Annotated in this window: 18 protein-coding genes; 12 read left to right on the top strand and 6 right to left on the bottom strand. The window is 73.4% G+C overall.

Going from position 1 to position 20,118, the window contains the following annotated elements:
* Positions 1-4: 4 nt before the first annotated feature.
* On the bottom strand, positions 5-1,516 hold the full coding sequence (locus ACTWP5_RS11785; RefSeq protein WP_443220807.1) for an ABC transporter substrate-binding protein: 1,512 nt from the start codon (positions 1,514-1,516) through the stop codon (positions 5-7).
* Between the two features lie 248 nt (positions 1,517-1,764).
* Positions 1,765-2,700 carry a 5-dehydro-4-deoxyglucarate dehydratase gene (locus ACTWP5_RS11780; RefSeq protein ID WP_443220806.1) on the bottom strand — a complete coding sequence of 312 codons (936 nt, stop codon included), beginning with the start codon at positions 2,698-2,700 and terminating at the stop codon, positions 1,765-1,767.
* A 119-nt stretch (positions 2,701-2,819) separates the two neighbouring features.
* On the opposite strand from ACTWP5_RS11780, the gene ACTWP5_RS11775 reads away from it, so the two are divergent.
* A complete protein-coding gene (locus tag ACTWP5_RS11775; RefSeq protein WP_443220805.1) occupies positions 2,820-3,587 on the top strand; it encodes an IclR family transcriptional regulator in 768 nt (255 codons plus the stop codon).
* A gap of 266 nt (positions 3,588-3,853) precedes the next feature.
* On the opposite strand, the gene ACTWP5_RS11770 is transcribed toward ACTWP5_RS11775, so the two are convergent.
* The 4 genes from ACTWP5_RS11770 to ACTWP5_RS11755 all read right to left on the bottom strand — a co-directional run bounded on the left by ACTWP5_RS11770 (position 3,854) and on the right by ACTWP5_RS11755 (position 9,140).
* Positions 3,854-5,809 carry an endo-1,4-beta-xylanase gene (locus tag ACTWP5_RS11770; protein ID WP_443220804.1) on the bottom strand — a complete coding sequence of 652 codons (1,956 nt, stop codon included), beginning with the start codon at positions 5,807-5,809 and terminating at the stop codon, positions 3,854-3,856.
* Between the two features lie 184 nt (positions 5,810-5,993).
* Positions 5,994-6,437 carry a hypothetical protein gene (locus ACTWP5_RS11765; RefSeq protein ID WP_443220803.1) on the bottom strand — a complete coding sequence of 148 codons (444 nt, stop codon included), beginning with the start codon at positions 6,435-6,437 and terminating at the stop codon, positions 5,994-5,996.
* A gap of 149 nt (positions 6,438-6,586) precedes the next feature.
* Complete coding sequence (locus ACTWP5_RS11760) at positions 6,587-7,639, bottom strand: arabinan endo-1,5-alpha-L-arabinosidase (protein WP_443220802.1); 1,053 nt, start codon at positions 7,637-7,639, stop codon at positions 6,587-6,589.
* 70 nt (positions 7,640-7,709) lie between these two features.
* A complete protein-coding gene (locus ACTWP5_RS11755) occupies positions 7,710-9,140 on the bottom strand; it encodes a family 43 glycosylhydrolase (RefSeq protein WP_443220801.1) in 1,431 nt (476 codons plus the stop codon).
* Between the two features lie 692 nt (positions 9,141-9,832).
* Between ACTWP5_RS11755 and ACTWP5_RS11750 the strand changes: the two genes are divergently transcribed.
* The 11 genes from ACTWP5_RS11750 to ACTWP5_RS11700 all read left to right on the top strand — a co-directional run bounded on the left by ACTWP5_RS11750 (position 9,833) and on the right by ACTWP5_RS11700 (position 20,108).
* The gene (locus tag ACTWP5_RS11750) at positions 9,833-10,894 is read left to right on the top strand and encodes an ABC transporter substrate-binding protein (protein ID WP_443220800.1); all 1,062 of its coding nucleotides are present in this window, start codon (positions 9,833-9,835) and stop codon (positions 10,892-10,894) included.
* The gene (locus tag ACTWP5_RS11745) at positions 10,894-11,763 is read left to right on the top strand and encodes an alpha/beta fold hydrolase (protein WP_443220799.1); all 870 of its coding nucleotides are present in this window, start codon (positions 10,894-10,896) and stop codon (positions 11,761-11,763) included. Before ACTWP5_RS11750 ends, ACTWP5_RS11745 begins: the two co-directional genes overlap by 1 nt.
* The gene (locus ACTWP5_RS11740; protein WP_443220798.1) at positions 11,756-12,613 is read left to right on the top strand and encodes an ABC transporter ATP-binding protein; all 858 of its coding nucleotides are present in this window, start codon (positions 11,756-11,758) and stop codon (positions 12,611-12,613) included. The genes ACTWP5_RS11745 and ACTWP5_RS11740 overlap by 8 nt, the downstream gene beginning before the upstream one ends.
* Entirely contained in the window at positions 12,610-13,467 is an 858-nt protein-coding gene (locus tag ACTWP5_RS11735) for an ABC transporter permease (RefSeq protein WP_443220797.1), read from the top strand. The genes ACTWP5_RS11740 and ACTWP5_RS11735 overlap by 4 nt, the downstream gene beginning before the upstream one ends.
* A gap of 76 nt (positions 13,468-13,543) precedes the next feature.
* Positions 13,544-14,704, top strand: a complete 1,161-nt coding sequence (locus ACTWP5_RS11730) for an FAD-dependent monooxygenase (RefSeq protein ID WP_443220796.1) — start codon at positions 13,544-13,546, stop codon at positions 14,702-14,704.
* Positions 14,705-14,768: 64 nt separating this feature from the next.
* A complete protein-coding gene (locus tag ACTWP5_RS11725; protein ID WP_443220795.1) occupies positions 14,769-15,224 on the top strand; it encodes a Zn-ribbon domain-containing OB-fold protein in 456 nt (151 codons plus the stop codon).
* A gap of 1 nt (position 15,225) precedes the next feature.
* Positions 15,226-16,461, top strand: a complete 1,236-nt coding sequence (locus tag ACTWP5_RS11720; protein WP_443220794.1) for a thiolase family protein — start codon at positions 15,226-15,228, stop codon at positions 16,459-16,461.
* A 23-nt stretch (positions 16,462-16,484) separates the two neighbouring features.
* On the top strand, positions 16,485-17,702 hold the full coding sequence (locus ACTWP5_RS11715) for a CaiB/BaiF CoA transferase family protein (RefSeq protein ID WP_443220793.1): 1,218 nt from the start codon (positions 16,485-16,487) through the stop codon (positions 17,700-17,702).
* Positions 17,699-18,484: an IclR family transcriptional regulator gene (locus tag ACTWP5_RS11710; protein WP_443220792.1), complete on the top strand. Its 786-nt coding sequence runs from the start codon at positions 17,699-17,701 to the stop codon at positions 18,482-18,484. The genes ACTWP5_RS11715 and ACTWP5_RS11710 overlap by 4 nt, the downstream gene beginning before the upstream one ends.
* Before the next feature lie 44 nt (positions 18,485-18,528).
* The gene (locus ACTWP5_RS11705) at positions 18,529-19,866 is read left to right on the top strand and encodes an MFS transporter (RefSeq protein WP_443220791.1); all 1,338 of its coding nucleotides are present in this window, start codon (positions 18,529-18,531) and stop codon (positions 19,864-19,866) included.
* Complete coding sequence (locus ACTWP5_RS11700) at positions 19,863-20,108, top strand: hypothetical protein (RefSeq protein ID WP_443220790.1); 246 nt, start codon at positions 19,863-19,865, stop codon at positions 20,106-20,108. Before ACTWP5_RS11705 ends, ACTWP5_RS11700 begins: the two co-directional genes overlap by 4 nt.
* Positions 20,109-20,118: the final 10 nt, after the last annotated feature.

The raw sequence follows: 20,118 nt of genomic DNA, 5'->3' as shown, positions 1-20,118 counted from the left end.
GTCCTCAGCCCGCGGGGTGGATGTCGGACAGGTGCATCTCGTCGCCGCTCGCCGAGTTCGGCTCGTAGGTGACGTTCGGGGAGAGCGCGATGATGCCTGTCATGTGGGCCAGCACGGCGTCGCGGACGACCTCCTCGCTCTGGTGGGCGAGGGCTTCGGCGAAGGCGGCGTCCCGTTCCGGACCGGAGGAGAGCTCGGCCTGCTGGATCAGCTCGTCGAGCTCGGGGGTGCCCCAGCTGCTCTGGGCGCCCTCGCTGCCGTAGATCTGGTCCATGGTGAAGGCGGCGTCGCCGGCCTGGTTGCCGTGTTGGGCCTGGAGGAGGGTGGGGCCGATGTCCTCGGGGAAGGGGCGCAGCAGGTACTCCAGCCAGGCGTTGACGTCGAGCATCTCGATCTCGACGTTCAGCCCGGCCTCGGTGAGCCCGTTCTGCACCACCTCCATCGTCTCGGCGGCCCTGGGGTAGATCTCGTTCCTGCCGATGATGGTGATCGTGGTGTCCACGGGCACGCCGTCGGCGCGGGCTTCCTCGATGAGCTCCCTGGCCCGGTCCATGTCGTAGGGCCAGGCCGTCAGGTCCGGGTTGTGACCGGTGACGCCGTCGGGGACGAGCTGTCCGGCCGGCTCGCCGAGCCCGGCGAAGACGGAGGCGACGAGGCCGTCCCTGTCGATGGCGTAGTTGATGGCCTGGCGGACGCGGATGTCGTCGAGCGGGGGCTTGGCGGCGTCCATGCGGAGGTAGGAGGTCTCGTTGTTCGGGTACTCCACCGCGGCGTCGCCGGCTCCGTCGGTCGGCGCGAGGCCGACGGCGATGTCGGCCTCGCCGCTGGAGATCATGGCGGCCCGGATGCTGCCCTCGGTGCGCCAGGTGTAGAGGGCGGCCGGGAAGTCGGGGGCGGGGCCCCAGTAGTCGGCGAAGCGGGCCAGGCGGAGGTTGATGCCCTGGTTCCAGGTGTCGATGGCGTACGGCCCGGTGCCGACGGGCTCGCGCACCTTGGCGGTGGCGTTGGTCGAGGTCGGCACCATCTCCACGAAGGAGATCCGCAGCGGGAGGATCGGGTCGGGCTCGGGCGTGACGACCTCCAGGGTGGTGGCGTCGAGGGCGGTCGCGGTGTACTCGCCGTCTCCGAAGACGTAGCCGTCGACGTTGCACCCGAAGTCGGTGTTGACGGTGCGGTGGATGGAGAACGCGGCGTCCTCGGCGGTGAAGCGGGTGCCGTCGTGGAAGGTGACGCCCTCGCGGAGCGTGAACTCCCAGCTGGTCGGGGAGGTCTGCGTCCACGCGGTGGCGAGCTTCGGCTCCAGCTCGCCCGTCTCGGGGACGCGTTCGGTGAGGGGTTCGGTGATGTTGGAGCGGACGACCCGGCCGGTGGCGGTGAGCGAGGCGTCGCAGGGCTCCAGGGTGGGCGGCTCCTCGGGGAGCACGATCTGGACCGTGTCCTCGCCGGCGACGGAGCCGGAGTTGGCGACCGTGCAGCCGGCGCCGGTCAACAGCAGCGCGCCCACGCCGAGGAGCACGACGGTGTTCCTGGCGGTCCTGCCGCTCGTGGCGCTCCTGGCGGCCCGCCCGTTCCGCCCGTTCCGCTCGGTTCGACAGGAGCGGGCGGTTCGCGCGGGTCGGCCCTGGCGGCCCGGCGGGCCGGTGGCTATCGATGGTCGGAGAAGGGACCTCATCGTTCCTCGTTCCTCCTTGGCGCGTGCGTCATCGGGCGCCTGGCCATGCGTAGGGAGTGGGATGGTGCGGGGGACGGGAGCTGGGGGAGCCGTCAGGCGGGGACGCCGAGGGCGTCCAGGGCGGCGTGTCCGCGGTCGAGGAGGCGGGCGAGTTCGGCGCGGTGCTCGGGGGTGACGTCCGCGAGCGGCGGGCGCACCGGGCCCGCCGAGTGCCCCTGGAGGTCGAGCCCCGCCTTGACGAGGGCGACCGCGTAGCCGTCGGTGCTGCGCCGCAGCCGGGTCAGCGGCACGTAGAACTCGCGCAGCAGGGTCTGCTGGACGGCGTCGTCGCCGCGTTCGAAGGCGTCGAAGAAGGCGCGGGCGATCCGGGGGGCGAAGGCGAGGGCGGCGGAGGAGTAGGCGCGGGCGCCGACGGCCGCGTAGGCGCTGGCGTAGGTCTCCGCCGTCGGCATGCCGTTGAGGAGCGTCAGCTCGCCCCCGGTCACGGTGTGGACGCGCTGTAGCAGCTCGATGTCGCCGTGCCCGTCCTTGAAGGCCACGACCTGGTCCAGCGTCGCGAGTTCGGCCACCGCCTCGGGGGTGAAGACCGCGGTGGAGCGCTGGTACGGGACGATCGGCAGCTCGGTGGCGGCGGCGATCTGGCGGTAGTGGGCGACCAGCCCCTCGGGCGGGCCGACCTGAAGGTAGGGCGGCAGGACGAGCAGCCCGTCGGCCCCGGCGCGTTCCGCGGCACGGGCGAACTCGATCGCGAGCCGGGTGCCGCCGCCCGCCCCGGCGTAGACGGGCACGTCATCGCCCACGTGGGTGACGGCGGCCCGCACCACCTCGGCGTGCTCGGCCGGGGAGAGCGAGGCGAACTCGCCGGTGCCGCAGGCGACGAAGAGCGCGGCGGGGCGGGCCAGAAGCATCTCCGCGAGGTGCTCCTCGAAGCGCGGCAGATCGAGGTCACCGTCCGCCCGGAACGGGGTGACGGGGAAGCCGAGCAGACCGCCGAGGGGGGTCGCCGGCCGGGGATGTGGCAGCACCATGGAGCCTTGCTTTCGTTCGAGTGTCTACATATGGAGACACTGTCTTTCTTTGTAGACGGGAGTAAAGTGCTGCCCGGGTCGATGCGTCAAGAGACGAGCACGAGGCAGAGGAGACAGATGTGACCGAGAGGGACGGGCCGCTCGAAGCCGGTCGCGTACGCAGCGTGAAGTCCGCCGACCGCACCATCGCGCTGCTGGAGTACCTGAGCTCGGCGGACTCCCGTTCGCTCCGGGAGGTCTCCCAGGACCTCGACATCCCACGGGCCAGCGCCTACGCGCTGCTGGTGACCCTCGTGAGGACCGGCTGGGTGGAGTCCGAGCGCAACGGCTCCGGCTTCCGACTGGGCATCAGGGCGCTGCGCGCCGGGGCCGCGTACGTCGAGCACGACGACGTCGTGCAGCGGTGCCAGCCGGTCATGAACGAGCTGTCGGAGAAGCTCGGCGAGACGATCCACCTCGCCCGGCTGGACGGTGACGAGATCGTCTACCTCGCCACGTGCCTCTCCCGCCACTCCCTCGCCGTGGTCTCCAAGCCGGGCCGCCGGCTGCCGTGCTGGGCCACGGGCCTGGGCAAGGCCATCCTCGCGCACCGCCGCTGGTCCGAGGTGGACGCGCTCCTGCCGCGGACGCTGACCCCGCGCACCGAGCACACGATCACCGACCGGGCCGCGCTGCGCGCCGAGTTGGAGGCGGTGGCGGAGCGCGGCCACGCGACCGACGAGCAGGAGTCCACCCTCGGGCTGCGCTGCATCGCGCTCCCCCTGCGCTTCGACGGCGTCGTCAACGAGGCGCTGAGCTGCTCCACTCCCACCGTCCGCCTCGACGCCGCGCGGGAGACGGAGATACTGCGGGCGCTGCGCCAGGCCCAGGAGAGGATCCTCGGCTGATCCGCGCGCCGGCCGGCGCGCACGGGGGCGGCGGGACGCTGGCGCGTCGGGGAGGCGCTGGCGGTGCTGGCGACGTTGGCGGTGCTGGCGACGTTGGCGGCGCCGGCGTGCTGGCGGCGTTCGGGGTGGGCGGCCGCTTCCACCGCCACGCGCGCGGTCGAACGTCGTCGTCACGGCCCCCCTGCCCGGCCGGGGGTACGGCCGGGCAGGGAGACCACTCACGGAGGCGCCCGCCGACCGCGGCGGTCAGTCGCGGGCGCTTCCGCTCAGGCGGTCGTGCAGGACACGCCGTTCAGGGTGAACGTCTCGGGCGCCGGGTTCGCGTCCGTCCAGGAGGCGAGGAAGCCGAACGCGCGCGATCCGCCGGCGGCCAACTGGCCGTTCCACGAGGCGTTCTCGGCGGTGACGACGTCAACGCTCTGGCTGAGCTCGGCGTTCCACCCCTGGGTGACCCGCTGGCCGGCGCCGAACGTCCACCTCAGGCTCCAGCCGTCGACCGGCTCCGCCGAGGTGTTGGTCACCGTGACCCGGCCCTCGAAGCCGCCTGACCAGCTGCCCACCACCTGGTACCGGACGGCGCAGTCGCCCGTCGGCTCGCCCGGGCCGTTCGGCCAGTCGGGGTCGACCACCGCCCAGAACGCCTCCTTCGCCTGGAACTCCCGGTCGAAGAGCAGCGGCGCGTCGGCGCGGCTGCCGTTCAGCCAGCTGTCGGTGTCCGTCACACCCCACAGCGTCACCGAGGTGATCTGGTCCGCGTACCGGTCGAACAGCTGGAACATCGCCCGGTACTGCTCGGCCTGGGCCCGCAGCCGCTCCTCGGGCGGGGTCGGGAAGGACTCGCCGGAGCTGGTGTAGATCGAGACGTCCATCTCGGTGATCTGCTGTTCGAGGCCGAGCGGGGCGAACGTCTGGAGCATCGTCTCGGTCTCCGCGACGGACGGCCACTCCACGTTGACGTGCATCTGGTGGCCGACGCCGTGGATCGGCACGCCCTCGGCGCGCAGCTGGCTGACGAGGTCGAAGAGGGCGTCGCGCTTCGCCGGCACGTTGGTGTTGTAGTCGTTGATGAACAGGCGGGCGTCCGGGTCGACCTCGTGCGCCACGCGGAAGGCGGTGCGGATGTAGTCCAGGCCGGCGATCTGGAACCACGGGCTGCGCCGCATCCCGTCCGACTGCGACTCGTCGATGACCTCGTTGACGACGTCCCACACCTCGACGCGGCCGGCGTACTCCCCCATCACGGTCCTGATGTGGGTCTCCAGCCGGTCCAGCAGCAGCGCCTTGTTCTCCGCGGTCGGCGTCATCGGGTCGCCGTTCGCGTCGGTGAAGACCCAGGACGGGGTCTGGTTGTGCCACACGAGCGTGTGCCCGCGCACCGCCATGCCGTGCTCCGTCGCGAAGTCCACGATGGCGTCCGCGTCGGTGAAGCGGAAGGTGCCCTCGGTCGGCTGCGTGGCGTCCCACTTCAGGGCGTTGCCCGTGGTCAGCGACTCGTAGTGCTTGGCCAGCAGGTCACCGCGCGAGCCGTAGAGGTGGGAGGGCTCGACGCCCGCGCCGACGGGGAAGCCGGTGACGGCGTCCCGCAGGGACGGGATGTCCGTCTGGATCGGCGGGTCGGGCTGGTAGGAGACGAGGGCGTCGTCGACGAAGAAGTCGGCGGTGACGCTCGCCGTCTCGACGTAGAGGCCGACGTACTCGGCGGCCGCGGTCGGGGTGTACTCGCCGGTCAACTCGACCCAGCCGCCGGCTGTGGCCTGCGCACTGCCGAGGGTGTGGTAGCTGGCCTGTCCGTCGACGTGGCGCTCGGCGCTCAGCCGGACGGTGTCCCCGGCCGTGCCGTCGGCGAGTCGCACCCACACGGAGACGTCGTAGCTGGTGCCGAGCGTGAGGAGGTCGCCCACGCTCAGCGCCGGACCCTGCCAGGTGCCGGTCCGGCCCGTCACGGCCAGGCTGCCGGTGCCGCCGTGCGCGACCTCGGTGCTGGCGGCGACGGTCTCGCCGCCGCGCGCCGACCAGCCCTGCGTGGTGCCGTCCTCGAAGTCGGAGGCGACCACCGTCACCGGCTCCTGCGCCGCCGCCGCGGTGGGCGCCGCGGCCGGGGTCGTCGCGGTGGCGCCCGACGGGGCGGCGAGGGCCACGGCCGCCACCACGAGGGCGCAGACCGTCAGCCAGAGCGCGGATCTGCGTCGCGCGAGCCTGGGGAAGGCATGCGTGGCATGCATCCGGGAGTCCTTTCCTTGAGACGTCCGTCCCGAGAGGAGGCTGGCGCGGGAATGGGAGCGCTCCCACTCGTGTCGCGGAAGATCGTAGTAGCGAGTTGGTCGACCGGGAAGGGACCGGGAGCGAGCGTGACGGACCGTCACGAGACCGGCGCTCCTCGCCCGTGCGTCTCCCGAGGCGCCGCGGTCAGTGCCGTTGCGCCACCTGACGCAGCCCCTGGACGGCGGACCACAGCAGCAGTCCGGCCACGAGAGGGCCACCGACGAGGATGACCAGGCCCGCGCCGATGTTCGCGCCGATCGTGCCGGCGGTGATCACGCGCCAGCCGGCGCCCAGCGCCGCCCCGGCCAGGACCAGGGGGACCAGCACCTGCCACCGTCGGGGGTGGAGGCGGCCGGCGTGGGTGGCGTGCACGAGGACCGCGGCGCAGCCGAGCGCGGTGAGCGTCGCGCCGCCGCCGAGGAGGACGCTGGCGCCGTCGGGGAGATCCCAGGGGCGGACCACGTAGTCGAGTTCGGCGGGGGGCACGCCGGCAGCGTCGTGCTGTCCCACCAGGCCCCACACGGCCACGGGTACCGACACGACGAGGCCCACGGCCGCGAGCAGAAGCGTTCGTCCTTTTCGTTCCATACGTTCAAGTATGGAACGACGGTGTGGTCGGCACCTGAGTACGCGTACTCAGATACCGCCGGCGGAACGACCCGGGAGCCTCGCCCGCCCGCCGGCGCCGTGTGGGGTCGGCGCCGGCGGGGGGTCGACGGGTCAGGGGACCGGGCGCGTCAGTGGACGTAGGGCCAGCCGGCGGAGTCGTAGGACATCCAGTTGATGCCGAGCAGGGCCGTGCCGTTGTCGTTGTAGTAGTGGTACACGAGGATGTCGTAGTCGCTGTCGGCGAAGACGGCCTGGTGGCCGGGGCCGTTGATGCTGCCGTGGCCGGCGAGGATCTCGGTGCCGCCGCCGTTGTTCATGTCCACGCCGTTGCGGTCGACGTACGGGCCGGTGACGCTCGTGGAGCGGCCGACCATGATGCGGTAGGTGCTGTCGGCGCCGCGGCAGCACAGGTCGAAGGAGACGAAGAGGTAGAAGTAGTTCCCGCGGCGGAAGATGTACGGGGCCTCGATCGCGTCGCCGCCGCGGCCCGCGAGGGAGATCAGGCTGTCGCCGCGCCGCAGGCCGGTGGCGGGGTCGATCTCGATGGCCTTGATGCCCGACCAGAACGAGCCGAACGACAGCCACCAACGGCCACCGTCGACGATGAGGTTCGCGTCGATGGCGTTGAAGTTGTCGGAGGTGCGGGACTCGATGACCCGGCCCCGGTCGGTCCAGTCGCCGGAGTTGCCGGTGGGGCTGGTCGCGAGGAAGATCGCGGAGCGGTTGGAGCCGAAGGTCGAGGCCGAGTAGTACAGGTAGTACTGGCCGTTGTGGTACGAGATGTCGGGCGCCCAGAGGTTCCGGCTGCCGCCCGTGTACGACTCGGTCCACGGCGCGCCGCCGGGGAAGACGGCGCCCGCGTTGCGGAAGGCGGTGCGGTCGGCGGAGGTCTTCAGGGCGACGTTGTCGCCGGTGTGGGCGAGCAGGTAGCTGCCGTCGGGACGCTTGACGACGGTCGGGTCGTGGACGGCGATGTCGCCGGTGACCGCGCCGGGGTTGGGGTACGCCTGGCGCGGGGTGGCGGCGCGGGCGCCGGCGCCGGCGGAGGTCGGTGCGGCGGGGGTGTCGGCCGAGGCGCGGTAGAGGCCGAGGGCGCCGGCCGCGGGCACCGCCGCGCCGGCCGCGAGGGCGGCGCGCAGGAGGTGTCGGCGGCTGGCGGGGGTGGGGGGTTGGGTGGACACGGTGGTGAACCTTCCTTGAGGGCGGGGGAACGGGACGGGCGCGGGAAGGGGAACGTGCGGGGTCGGCGCGCTACTCGCCGGAGGGCGCGGTGAGCTGGACGCCGGTCGGGTGGGGGGTGCCGAAGTTGGGTGTGCCGTCGGCGTTCCACGTGAAGCGCTGGGCCCGGGTGGAGCGGTTCATGTCGCAGCCGCCGCTCGCGGAGGAGTTGGCGTGGTAGACGATCCAGTCCTCGGTGCCGTCGGGCGAGGTGAAGAAGCCGTTGTGGCCGGGGGCGAAGACGCCGTCCTCGTCGTCACGCTGGAAGACCGGCCGGGGGTGCTTGGTCCAGTGCGAGGCGTTCGTCGGGTCGCTGCCGGTGAGGGTGAGGAGGCCGAGCTTGTAGTCGGGGCCCCAGCAGGCGCTGGCCGAGTACACGATCATGGTCTCGCCGTTGTGGTAGAGCGGCTCGGCGCCCTCGTTGACGGTGCCGGACTGGCGCTCCCAGTCGTGGGTGGGCTGGCTGATGGTGCGACGGGGCCCGCTGAGGGTCCAGGGGTTGCTCATCGGCGTGATCGACAGGCTCTGGGTGCCGTCGAGGATGCTGCCCATCAGGTAGAGCCGGCCGTCGACCCGCAGGATGCTCGGGTCGATCTCCCAGTCGCCGGCGAGGTCGGCCTTGAAGTGGTACGGGCCCATGGGGTCGTCGCCCTCGCTCTCCAGCACGTGGAGGCGTTGGGTGGGGTTGAAGTCGGGGACGTTCTGGCCCGCGACGTAGTAGAAGTACCAGCGTCCGTCGATCAGGTGGAACTCGGGCGCCCACATGTTGCAGCAGCCGTTCGGCCTGCCGGAGAGGTCGAAGATCACCTGGTCGCGGGCGCTGGCCAGGCCGGCGAGGGTCAGGGAGCGGCGCATGGTGATCGTGGAGTTCCACGTGGTGGTGGCGAGGTAGTAGTAGCCGTCGTGGTACTGGAGCCAGGGGTCGGGGCCGTTCGTCTTGATGGGGTTGGTGAAGGTCCCTGAGCCGAGCCTGATCAGCTCCCACTGCTGGTTGGCGCCGTTCAGGTCGGGCCACTGGACGAGCTGGCCGCCGTTGCCCGTGGCGAAGTCGAGGACGTCGAGGGCCAGGCCGCTGTTGCGGTTGATGAGGCGGACGTGGCCGTCGGAGGAGTCCTCCAGCCGGAACTGCTGGCTGGCGCTGCCCGTGTCGGTGTTCTGGACGACGCCGGCGCCGTTGGCGGTGGAGCCGCCCTCGATGTCGAGGACCTTGCCGCTGTGGACGCTCCTGACGCGGTACCAGCCGCCGCCGGAGTCGACGAAGCGCCACTGCTGCCAGGTGCCGTCGTTGCGGCTCCACTGCACGATGTCGGCGCCGTCCTCCATCGAGAAGTTGTAGAGGTCCAGCGCCTTGCCGCTGTGCCGGTTGACCAGGGCGTAGGTGGCGCCGGTGTCCACCTCGGCGGCCGTGGCCTGCTGCGGCACGGCGACGGCGCCGCCGCCGAGGAGCAGGGCGACCAGGGCCACGAGGAGCCCGAGGCGTCCTGGGCCGCGCCGGGCCTGCCGCCCGGCCTCGTGCCGGGCCTCACCCGGCCGCGACCCTCGTCGTTCCCCTCTCTCCCGTCGCCGCTCGCGCTCCCGTCGTCCGTCGGATGACGCGCGGCGCCGCGTCGCGCCTCCAGGCTCGCTCGTCGCTGCCATGGTTTTCTCTCTCCCTTTCCGTGGCGGAGCAGAGCACGGCAAGCCCCAGCGGCGACGTGGGGTGGGAGGCGAGCGCGGGCAGGGGGTGCCCGTGGCGGCGACGGCTCGCGAGCCCGGCGGTCGGGGACCGTGGTGGGGGTGGGGCAGGCGGCTCTGTTGGTTGATCGCTATTCGTTATTTCGAACAACGTTCGGAATGCTGACCGGGACAGTAGAGCGCGCACGGCACGGCGTCAAGCCCTCCCGTCACGAACGCGAGGTGCCACGCGCCCACCCACCGCGCCGCGATGACGCGGCGTCAGCCACCAGCCGACCGCCGCTCCAGGCGCGCCCGAAACGCTCCCCGACGACTCCCGCGTCGGCGCCAACGGACGAGCACGTTCCGGATCGATGCGGTCGAACCCCTTGACCCAGGTCGCGACGGGATGCACGCTGCATCCCCAAGCGATGGAACAAGCGTTCCGTTTAACGGAACAGCGGCCGCTGGCACGGGATCTGGCGTCGCGAGAGGGGATCACGATGGGCACTTCGATCAGGGCACGGACGTGCCTGGCGTTGGTCGTTTCACTGGGCGCGCTCCTCGCGTCCGCCTGCGGAGGCCCGGCCGGCGGCTCCTCCGGCGGCGAGGGCGAGGACGGACTCACGGTCGTCCGCTTCGGCTCCGTCGGCGGCCTGACCGACGCCGGCCTCTACCTGGCCGACGAGCGCGGGTACTTCGAGGACGCCGGGATCGACATCGAGTTCGAGCGGCTGGAGAGCGGGCCCGCCCTGACCAACGCCCTGGCCACGGGCCAGCTCGACGCCGCCGGCATCTCCGTCACGCCGGGCCTGTACAGCGCGATGTCCCAGGGCCTCGGCTCCAAGATCGTCGGTGACAAGCAGAGCCTGCGCACCGGCTTCTCCGCCACGCGGCTCGTGGCCAGCCCCGAGCTGGTGGGCGCGAACACGGCCGAGTCGCTGGAGAACCTCCAAGGCAGGACGATCGCCATCTCCGCCCGCGCCTCCGGTGTCTACCTCCTCCTCAACGACCTGCTCGCCCAGCACGGCATGACGCTCGACGACGTCGAGGTCACCGAGCTGAGCTACGCGAACATGGCCGGCGCCCTCTCCTCCGGCGCCGTCGACGCCGCGATCATGCTGGAGCCCTTCCTGACGCAGGCCGTCGGCTCCGGCGACGCCGCGCTCGTCTCCGACCTCGTGGAGGTCGTCCCCGAGGAGGGCATCACCCTCGTCCCCCTGGTCTACGGCCGCACCTTCATCGACGACGGCGACGAGGCGCCCCAGGCGTTCATGAACGCCTACCTGCGGGGCGTGCGGGACTACAACGAGGCGTTCGCCGGGGGTGAGCCCGACCAGGAGGTCATCGACATCATCGCCGAGCGCGCCGACATCGCCCCGGAGACCGTCGCGGCGGCCTCCCCCGGCGGCCTCGACCCCGAGCAGCACGTCAACCAGGACTACCTCGGGCACCTCCAGGACTTCTTCGTCGAGCAGGGCCTGTTGCGCGAGCCCATCGACGTCGCCGACATGGTGGACACCAGCTACGCCGAGGCCGCCGTGGCCGAGCTCGGGGCGCGGTGATGGCCCACCGCCCACCGTCGGGCGCCGGGACGGCCGGGTCGGGGGACGGCGCGGCGGACCCCGGCGCGTCGGGCGCCGGGCGCGCTCTCCCCCCGCCCCGCGCGCGGCTGGTGCTGCTGCACCCGATCGGCCTGTCCGCCCGCGTCTGGGAGCTGGTCGAGGGCCTCGCCGAGCGCCACCCGACGGTGGCGGTCGACCTGCCCGGCCACGGCGAACGCCCCCGCCCGGCGGGCCCCTTCACCGTCGCCGACCTCGCCGCCGAGCTGACCGCCGAGATGGAGCGGCTGCCGCCGGGAGGGCCGACCGTGCTGGTCGGGATCTCGCTGGGCGGCATGGTCGCCCAGCTCGCCGCCGCCGCCCGGCCCGAGCTGGTGGCCGGGCTCGTCCTCGCCGACACCCAGCCCGGCGCCTCCGAGGCGATGCGGCGGGCGACGCGGGAGCGCGCGGCCCGGGTTCGCGCCGGCGGCATGGCCGCCGTGCTCGACGCGACGACGACCCGCTGGTTCTCCGAGACGTTCCGCGCCACCCACCCCCACACGGTGGCGCGGGTGCGGTCCTGGCTGGCGGAGGCCGACCCGGTGACGCACGCCTGGGGCTGGGAGGCCATCGGCGGCTTCCACGCCGAGGACGTGCTGCCGCGCCTGACCGCGCCGACGCTCGTCGTCTGCGGCGGCGCCGACGTCTCCACGCCCCCGGCCGTGGGCCGGCGGCTCGCCACACTCCTCCCCCACGCCACCTACCGCGAGCTGCCCGGCGCCGGACACCTGGCGCCGATCGAGCAGCCCGCCGCGTTCACCCGCCTCGTCGACGACTTCCTGGCCACCCTCCCGGCCACCGCACTCCCCAACGAAAGGCGCGCCCGTGGCTGACACCGACAAGTCCGCCGTCACCGTACGGGGACTGACCAAGGTCTTCCTCACCCGCCGGGACGAGGTGGTGAAGGCGCTCCACGACATCACGCTCTCCGTCGACCAGGGGCAGATCCTCGCGATCCTCGGCCCGAGCGGATGCGGCAAGAGCACCCTGCTGCGCATCCTCGCCGGGCTCGACCGCTCCTACGTCGGGGAGGTGGACTGGCACGACACGGTGGACGGCGCTTCCTCCGCCGCCCGCGCGGGTGGTGGCGGCGCCGAGGACCGCCTGCGCTGCGCCACCGTCTTCCAGAGCGACTCCACCCTCCCGTGGCTGTCGGTGACCGACAACGTCCGCCTCGGCATGGCGAGCCTGCGCCTGCCGTCCGCCGAGATCGCCCGCCGGGTGGCCTGGTCCCTCGGCCTCGTCGGCCTCGCCGACTTCGGCGGCGCCTACCCGCACGAGCTCTCCGGCGGCATGCGGCAACGCGTGGCCATCGCCCGCGCGCTGGCCACCCGGCCCCGGCTGCTGCTGATGGACGAGCCGCTGGCGGCGCTCGACGCCCAGACCCGGCTGATCATGCAGGAGGAACTGCTGCGGCTGTGGGAGGACACCGGCTCCACCATCGTCTACGTCACCCACGACATCGAGGAGGCCGTGACCCTCGCCCACCGGGTGATCGTCCTCTCCGCCCGTCCCGGCCGGGTCAGCCTGGACCAGCGCATCCCCTTCCCCCATCCCCGCCGCGTCAGCGAGCTGCGCAAGAACCCCGAGTTCGGCGAACTCACCATGGGCCTGTGGCAGGTGGTCGCCGAGCAGGTCGGCCAGTCGCTCGGCGCGCCCCGCCTGGAAGGTGCCGCCTCGTGACCGTCCTGACCACCCGCCCCGCCTCCTCCCACCAGGCCACGGCCGTCGACGGCATCGCCGAGACGCTCCGCCGCGACCGCCGCCGCGCGCGCGTCTCCCGGGTGGTGCTCAGCATCGCCACGCCCGTCGTGCTGCTGATCGTGTGGGAGATCCTCTCGCGCTCCGCGATGATCGACGACCGGTTCTTCCCGCCGCCCTCGGAGGTGCTGCGGCAGGCCGGCCTGTTCGTCACCGACCCGACCCAGCGCTCCGACCTCCTGCACAACCTCGGCGTCTCCGGGGTGCGGCTGCTCGGCGGCTTCCTCATCGGCGGCCTGGCCGGACTGGTGGTCGGGCTCGCGATGGGCCTGCTCACACCGGCCCGTAACGCGCTCGACCTCCTGATCAACGCGACCTACCCGCTGCCGAAGCTCACGCTCTTCCCCCTGATGATCATCATCTTCGGCATCGGGGACGCGAGCAAGATCGCCCTGATCGCGCTCGGCACCTTCTACATGCTGGCGATCAACACCACCCTCGGCGTCATCCAGTCCAACCCGGTCTACGCCGACGTCAGCTCCGCGTTCCGCCTGCCGGTCACGATCCGCTTCCGACGGGTCATCATCCCGGCGGCGATGCCCTCGATCATGGCGGGTGCCCGGCTGGGCTTCGGGCAGGCCCTGATCCTCGTGGTGTCCACCGAGTTCCTCTCCGCCAACGACGGCATCGGCTACTTCATCTGGAACTCCTGGCAGGTGCTCGACGTGCCGGCGATGTTCGTCGGCCTCACCATCGTCGGCCTCGTGGGCGCCCTGTCCGCCTGGGGGTTCAACCTCCTGGGGCGCTGGCTGCTGCCCTGGTCGGCCGAGAAGTAGCCGCTCCCGCCGACGCGGCCGACGGCCACCACCACGGCCCACGACCCACGACCACGACCGGAAGGACGGCCCTCCCGTGACCACCACCTCCCCGCCATCCGGCGACGCGCCGCGGATCGCGATCGTCGGCGCGGGCATCGGCGGCCTCGCGCTCCACCTCGCGCTGCGCCGCGCCGGGCTCGCCGCCACCGTCTACGAACGGACCACCCGCTTCGAACGCATCGGCTCCGGCATCAACGTCTCCCCCAACGCCACGGCCGCGCTGCGCGGACTCGGCCTGCTGCCGGCCCTCGAACCCCACGCCTCGCTGCCCCGCTCCTGGCGCAACTACGACGCGGGCACCGGCGCCCTGCTGCACGACTTCCCCCTCGGCGAGGAGGCCGCCGCCACCTACGGCGCGCCGTTCCTCCAGATGCACCGCGGTGACCTGCACACCGCGCTCAGCACCGCGGTGCCGGCCGAGGACCTGCGGCTCGGTCACCGTCTGGTCGGCCTGACCGAGCACGCCGGCGGCGTGCGGCTGCGCTTCGCCCACGGCGGCGAGGCGGAGGCCGACGTCGTCGTCGGCGCCGACGGCATCCGCTCCCACGTCCGGGCCGAACTCTTCGGCGCCGACCGCCCCCGCTACACCGGCCGCGTCGCCTACCGCGACGTCGTCCCCACGGCGGGCCTCGACGTCGCGGGCCTGGACGACTTCGCCAAGTGGTGGGGCGCCGACCGGCACATCGTCCTGTACTTCATCAACGCCGGCCGCGAGATGTACTACGTCACCAGCGTCCCCGAGGACGACTGGACCCGGGAGTCCTGGTCCACCCGCGGCGACCCGGACGCGCTGCGCGCCGCGTTCGCCGACTTCCCCGCCCCCGTCAGGGCGGTCCTCGACCGCACCGAGGGCACCTACAAGTGGGCGCTGTGCGACCGCGACCCGATGACCAGCTGGGGAGAGGGCCGGGTCGTGCTGCTGGGCGACGCCTGCCACCCCATGACCCCGTACATGGCGCAGGGCGCCGCCATGGCGTTGGAGGACGCGGTGATCCTCAGCCGCTGCCTGGCCAGGACGCCGCGGGACCCGGAGGGCGCGCTGCGCGACTACGTCGCGATCCGCCTGACGCGGACCTCGTGGATGCAGACCGAGTCCCACAGGAACACGTTCATGCGCGACGGCGCGCCGGCCGTGTCCGTCTACGGCTACAACCCCTGGACGGCCGCGTTGGCCCCCACGCCCGCCCCGGCCTGAGGCGGCCCCCACGCCCCGCCTCCCGCACGCCGCGCCCTCTTCCCGACCGACCAAGGAGACCGTGATGACCCGCTCCTCGCCCCCCGTTCCCCCGTCCGCCCCCGAGGTGGCGTCACCGTCCGAGGCGGCGTCCGAGGCGGCGGACGCCGCCGGCTGGGTGCGTGCCGACGGCGCCTGGTGGCTGCTGGCCTCCCGCTGCGAACGCTGCGACAACCGGGCCTTCCCCGCCACCGACGTCTGCCACGTCTGCGGCGCGAGCGGCACGACGGCCCTCCACCGGATCGCGCCCCGGGGGCGGGTCTACAGCCGCACCCGGATCCACGCCGCGCCCGCGGAGTTCCCCACCCCCTACCGGCTGGCCTACGTCGACCTCGACGACGGGCCGCGCGTCCTGGGCCGGCTGCCCGAGGAGGACACGCCCGCCATCGGCGAGGCGGTGACCGGCGCGCCCGCCGTCGTGGGGGCCACCGCCGAGGGCAGCCCCCTGACGGCCCCGCTCTTCTCGCGACAGGAGGCCTGAGATGCCCGAGACCACCACGCAGCACGCCACGGAGCGCGTCACGCGGCACGCCGCCGCCTCGGGCCCCGACCCGGCGGCCCCGGTCGGCTGGCCCGACTGGCCCGAGGTCCACGTCACCGCCGTCGGCATGGTGCCGTTCGGCAAGCACCGCACCCGCAGCTTCGAGGACCTCGGCCGTGAGGCCGTGCTCGCCGCACTGCGGGACGGCGGCCTGGAGCGCGGGGACATCGACGAGGTGCTCTGCGGCACCGGCTACGGCGGCCCGATGGCGGGCCAGCGGATCCTCGGCCGGCTCGGCATGACCGGCATACCGATCAGCAACCTGGAGAACGCCTGCTCCAGCGGCGCCACGGCGCTGCGCGACGCCATCGCCGCGATCCGCTCGGGCCGCGCCCGCACCGTGCTGGTGCTGGGCGTCGACCAGCTCACCCGCTTCGGGGGCGGCACGCTGCCCCTGGAGGCGACCGACCCGGAGGTCATGGCCGGCATGGTCATGCCCGGCGTCTACGCGATGCGGGCCGCCCGCTACCTCCACGAGACGGGCACCGACGTCGCCACGCTGGCCGGGGTCACCGTCAAGTCCCGCAGCAACGGGGCGCGCAACCCCTACGCCCACTTCCGCACGGAGACCACGGTCGAGGAGGTGCTGGCCGCCAAGCCCATCGCCGAGCCGTTCACGCTGCCGATGTGCTCGCCGGTCAGCGACGGCGCCGCCGCCCTCGTCGTCATGTCCGAGGAGGAGTGCCGCCGCCGCGGTGTCACGGGGCCACGGATCGACAGCTCGACGCTGACCTCGGGCGACTTCGGCACCGGCTTCCGGGACATGGCCCACAGCGAGCTGGCGCGGCGCACCGCCGAGGCCGCCTACGAGGAGGCCGGAATCGGCCCGGAGGACCTGGACGTGGTGGAGCTGCACGACGCGTTCACCATCGCGGAGCTCATGTACTACGAGGCGTTCGGGCTGTGCGGGGAGGGCGAGGCCGGCGCGCTGCTGGCGAGCGGCGCGACGTCGATCGGCGGGCGCGTCGCGGTCAACCCCAGTGGTGGGCTGCTCTCGCGCGGCCACCCCGTGGGCGCCACGGGCGTGGCGCAGGTCTGCGAGGCCGTCTGGCAGCTGCGCGGCCAGGCCGGGGCACGCCAGGCGGGCACGCCCCGGGTCGCCATGACGCACTGCTCCGGCGGCGGCATCTCCGGATTCGACCACGGCGCGTCCTGCGTCCACATCCTGACCGTGTAGGTCGACCCCACGAGGAACCTGTGATGACTAGCCATCCGTCCAACGGGCCCCTGTCCGGGCTGCGCGTGCTCGACCTGACGACGTTCCTGTCCGGGCCGTTCTGCACGATGATCCTGGGCGACCTCGGCGCCGACGTGATCAAGGTCGAGTCGCCGTCCGGCGACGCCACACGCCGCCTGCCGCCCCACTTCGTGGCCGGCGACAGCGCGTACTTCCTGAGCGTCAACCGCAACAAGCGCAGCGTTGTGCTGGACCTGAAGTCCCCCGCCGGCCGCGACGCCCTCCTCCACCTGGTGCGGCGCAGCGACGCGTTGGTGGAGAACTTCCGGGTCGGCGTGATGGACAGGCTCGGCCTGTCCTACGAGACGCTGCGGGAGGTCAACCCCGGCCTGGTGGTCTGCTCGATCAGCGGCTTCGGCCAGGACGGACCGCTGCGGGACTTCCCCGCCTACGACGCCATCGTGCAGGCCCTCTCCGGCGGCATGAGCATGACCGGCGAGGAGGGCAGGCCGCCGGTCCGCGCCGGGGTCCCCCTCGGCGACCTGGCGGCCGGCATGTACGGCGCGACGGGCGTCCTCGCCGGCGTGCTCCGCCGCGAACGCACCGGGCAGGGTGGCCACCTCGACGTGTCGATGCTCGACGCGCAGATCTCCATGCTGAGCTACCAGGCCGCCTACTACCTGGTCTCGGGCCAGGTCCCGGGGCCGCAGGGCCGCGGCCACGTCAGCATCCCCACCTACCGCGCGTTCACCTGCGGCGACGGCCGCGACGTCATCGTGACGGCCAACACCGAGGACATGTGGCGTGGCCTGTGCCGGGCGCTGGACCGCGAGGACCTCGCCGACGACGCGCGCTTCGTCGACAACGCCGCCCGGCTGAGGCACCGCGAGCACCTCGACCGGGAGCTGGAGCCCGGCTTCGCCGCCCGCCCCGCCGCCGCGTGGCTGCCGCTCCTGCGCCGGGAGGGGGTGCCGGCCGCGCTCGTCAACTCGGTCGCCGACGCCCTGAACGAGCCTCAGGTCAGGCACCGCGAGATGGTCCTCGCGCTCGTGGGCGACGATGGACGCAGCATCGAACTCGCGGGAAACCCCCTGAAGTTGGCTGACGGCACCGGCGCCACCCCGCCGCGCTACCCGCCCTCCCTCGGCGAGCACACCGAGGAGGTGCTCAGCGAGCTCCAGGTCCCGCCCGACGTGATCGCCGCCGTGACCTCTCCGGCGGCGGGGAGAGGGACGCCATGACGGGAACGGCCGGGGAGCGCGGGCACAACCCGGTGTCGCGCGCGTTCGCGATCCTGCGCTGCATGGTCGACAGCGCCGGCGACGGCGACGTCGGCGTACGGGAGATCGCCGGGCGCGCGGGCATGCCGCCCTCGGCGGCGCACCGCACGCTCGGGCTGCTGGAGGAGGCGGGCGTCGTCACCCGCGACGCCGCCTCGGGCCGCTACGCGCTCGGCTTCGACTTCCTGCGGATGGCCCGCGTGGCGACGGAGGGCTTCCCCCTCTCGCGCACCGCCCGCCCGCTGCTCCAGGAGCTCGTCGCCCGCTACGACGAGACGGCGCTGCTCAACGTCTACGACTACCAGCGGATGCAGCTGTTCGTCGCCACCGGGGTGGAGTCGACGCAGCCGATCCGCTACACCCGCCAGCTCGACCGCTGGCTGCCGGTGCACGCCGGCGCCACGGGCCTCGCGATACTGGCCCACCTCACCGAGGTCGAGCGGGACCGCGTCATCGAGCACCACGGCCTGCCGGCGCTCACCGAGCGCACCATCGTCGACCGCGAGGAGCTCGCCGGGCTGCTGGCGCGCATCAGGAACGAGGGCTTCGCTGTCTCGCGCGGCCAGCGGCTGCCGGGGGCGGCGGCGATCGCCGCGCCGGTCTTCGACAGCCGACGGGTCATCGGGGACGTGGCGCTGACCATCCCCGAGTTCCGCTTCCCGACGGACCGGCTGTCGAAGGTCGCGGCGGACGTCATGGAGTGTGCCCGAGGGGTCAGCAAGGCCCTGGGCGCGGGAGTGTAGTGCGGCGGCCGGGGAAGGCGACGGGGAGCCACCGCGCCGGAGACGTGCGCGAGGACGACGGGCACGAGAACGACGGGCACGTGGGCGCGGCGGGCACGGGCGGTGAGCGCGCGGCGGCCCCCGGCCGGGGCCGGGTCGGCGCCGCCGCCACGCTCGCCGCGGTCATGGTCAGCGCCAGCCTCATGCAGTTCGCCCTCGGTGCGCTGGCCCCGTTCCTCCAGGAGGAGTTCGGGCTCGACCACACCGGCCTCGGCCTCGTCGTCGCCTGCTACTACCTGGCCGCCAGCGGACTGTCCCCCGTCATGGGTCGGCTGACCGGCGCCGTCGGCGGCTGGCGCGGCATGCTCGTGGCCGCCTCGCTCGGGGCCGCCGGCACGGCGGTGACCGCGGCGGCCACCACGCTGGCCGGGCTGCTGGTCGGCATCGTCCTCGCGGGCGCGGCGGCGGCCACCGCCAACCCGGCGACGAACCTCAGCATCGTGGGTATGCGCCCGCCCCACGCGGCGCTCGTCGGCGTCAAACAGGCGGGGGTGCAGGCCGCCGCGTTCCTGGCCGGCGCCACGCTGCCGGCGGTGGCGCTGGGCGCGAGCTGGCGGGTGGCTCTGGTGTGCTGCACCGCCTGGTGCGTGCTGTCACTGCCGCTGCTGGCGTGGAGCGGCGGCCGGCTGGGCCGCGGCGGCGGGCCGCCGCGCGGCGACGCGCCGGCCGGCCGGCGGGCGACGCGCGGGCCGCTGGTGCGGCTCGGCTGCTTCGCGGCGCTGATGGGCGCGGGCGCGGCCGGGCTGAACACCTTCCTCGTGGTATACGCACACGAGGAGATCGGAGTGGACGTGCGGGTCGCGGGCGCCCAGTTCGCGCTCGTCGGCCTGGTCGCGATGGGCAGCCGCGTCGCGTGGCCGCTGCTGGCCGACCGTTCGCCGCGCCCGGCCCACCGGGGCATGGTGCTGCTGCGGCTGTGCGCGGCCGGCGCGGCGGTGGCGGTCGGTCTGGTCCTGCTGGCCAAGGTGGCGGGCCCGGCTGCGCTGTGGGGGGCGGCGGCGTTCGCCGGGCTCAGCTCCGCGTCGTGGAACGGCCTGGCGATGCTGGTGGTGATGCACCTCAGCGGCCCGGTCGCCGTCGCCCGCGCCTCCGCCCGGGTTCAGGGCGCGTTCTTCCTGGGTCTGATGCTGAGCCCGCTGGTCTTCGGCGCGCTCGCCGACCGCTTCGGCGGCCACGCCTACGGCTGGCTGTGGTGCGCGGCCTGCTTCCTGACCGCGACCCTGGTGCTGCGTCCCCGCGCGGCGCTCGCCGCCGGGCCGGGCGGGGATGGCCCGCCGCCCTCCGGCACCGCGGCCGCCGCAGGCCGTAACCCGGGCGACTCCCGCTCGGTAAGCAGGACATGACACCCATTCGGAGCAGTCCGCGTGCCCACCGGTCCCTCGTCCTGGCGGCGACGGTCGGCGTGGCCACCCTCGTCGCCCTCCTCGCGGCGGCCGGCACGGCCCACGCCGACGAGCACTACTCGGGGACCACCGTGATCGGCCCCCGTTCCGGCCTCCTCGTGACGGGGCAGATCGACGACCCTTTTGAGGACGTCCTCGAACACGCCGCCCTTCTCGGATCCCACACCGTGACCAACGACTAGGTTCGCGCGC

This window comes from Streptomyces sp. 4N509B (assembly GCF_052245655.1).
GTDB lineage: Bacteria > Actinomycetota > Actinomycetes > Streptomycetales > Streptomycetaceae > Streptomyces.
Note: the sequence above shows the minus strand (reverse complement) of the source record. Positions and strands in the feature narration are given on the sequence as shown.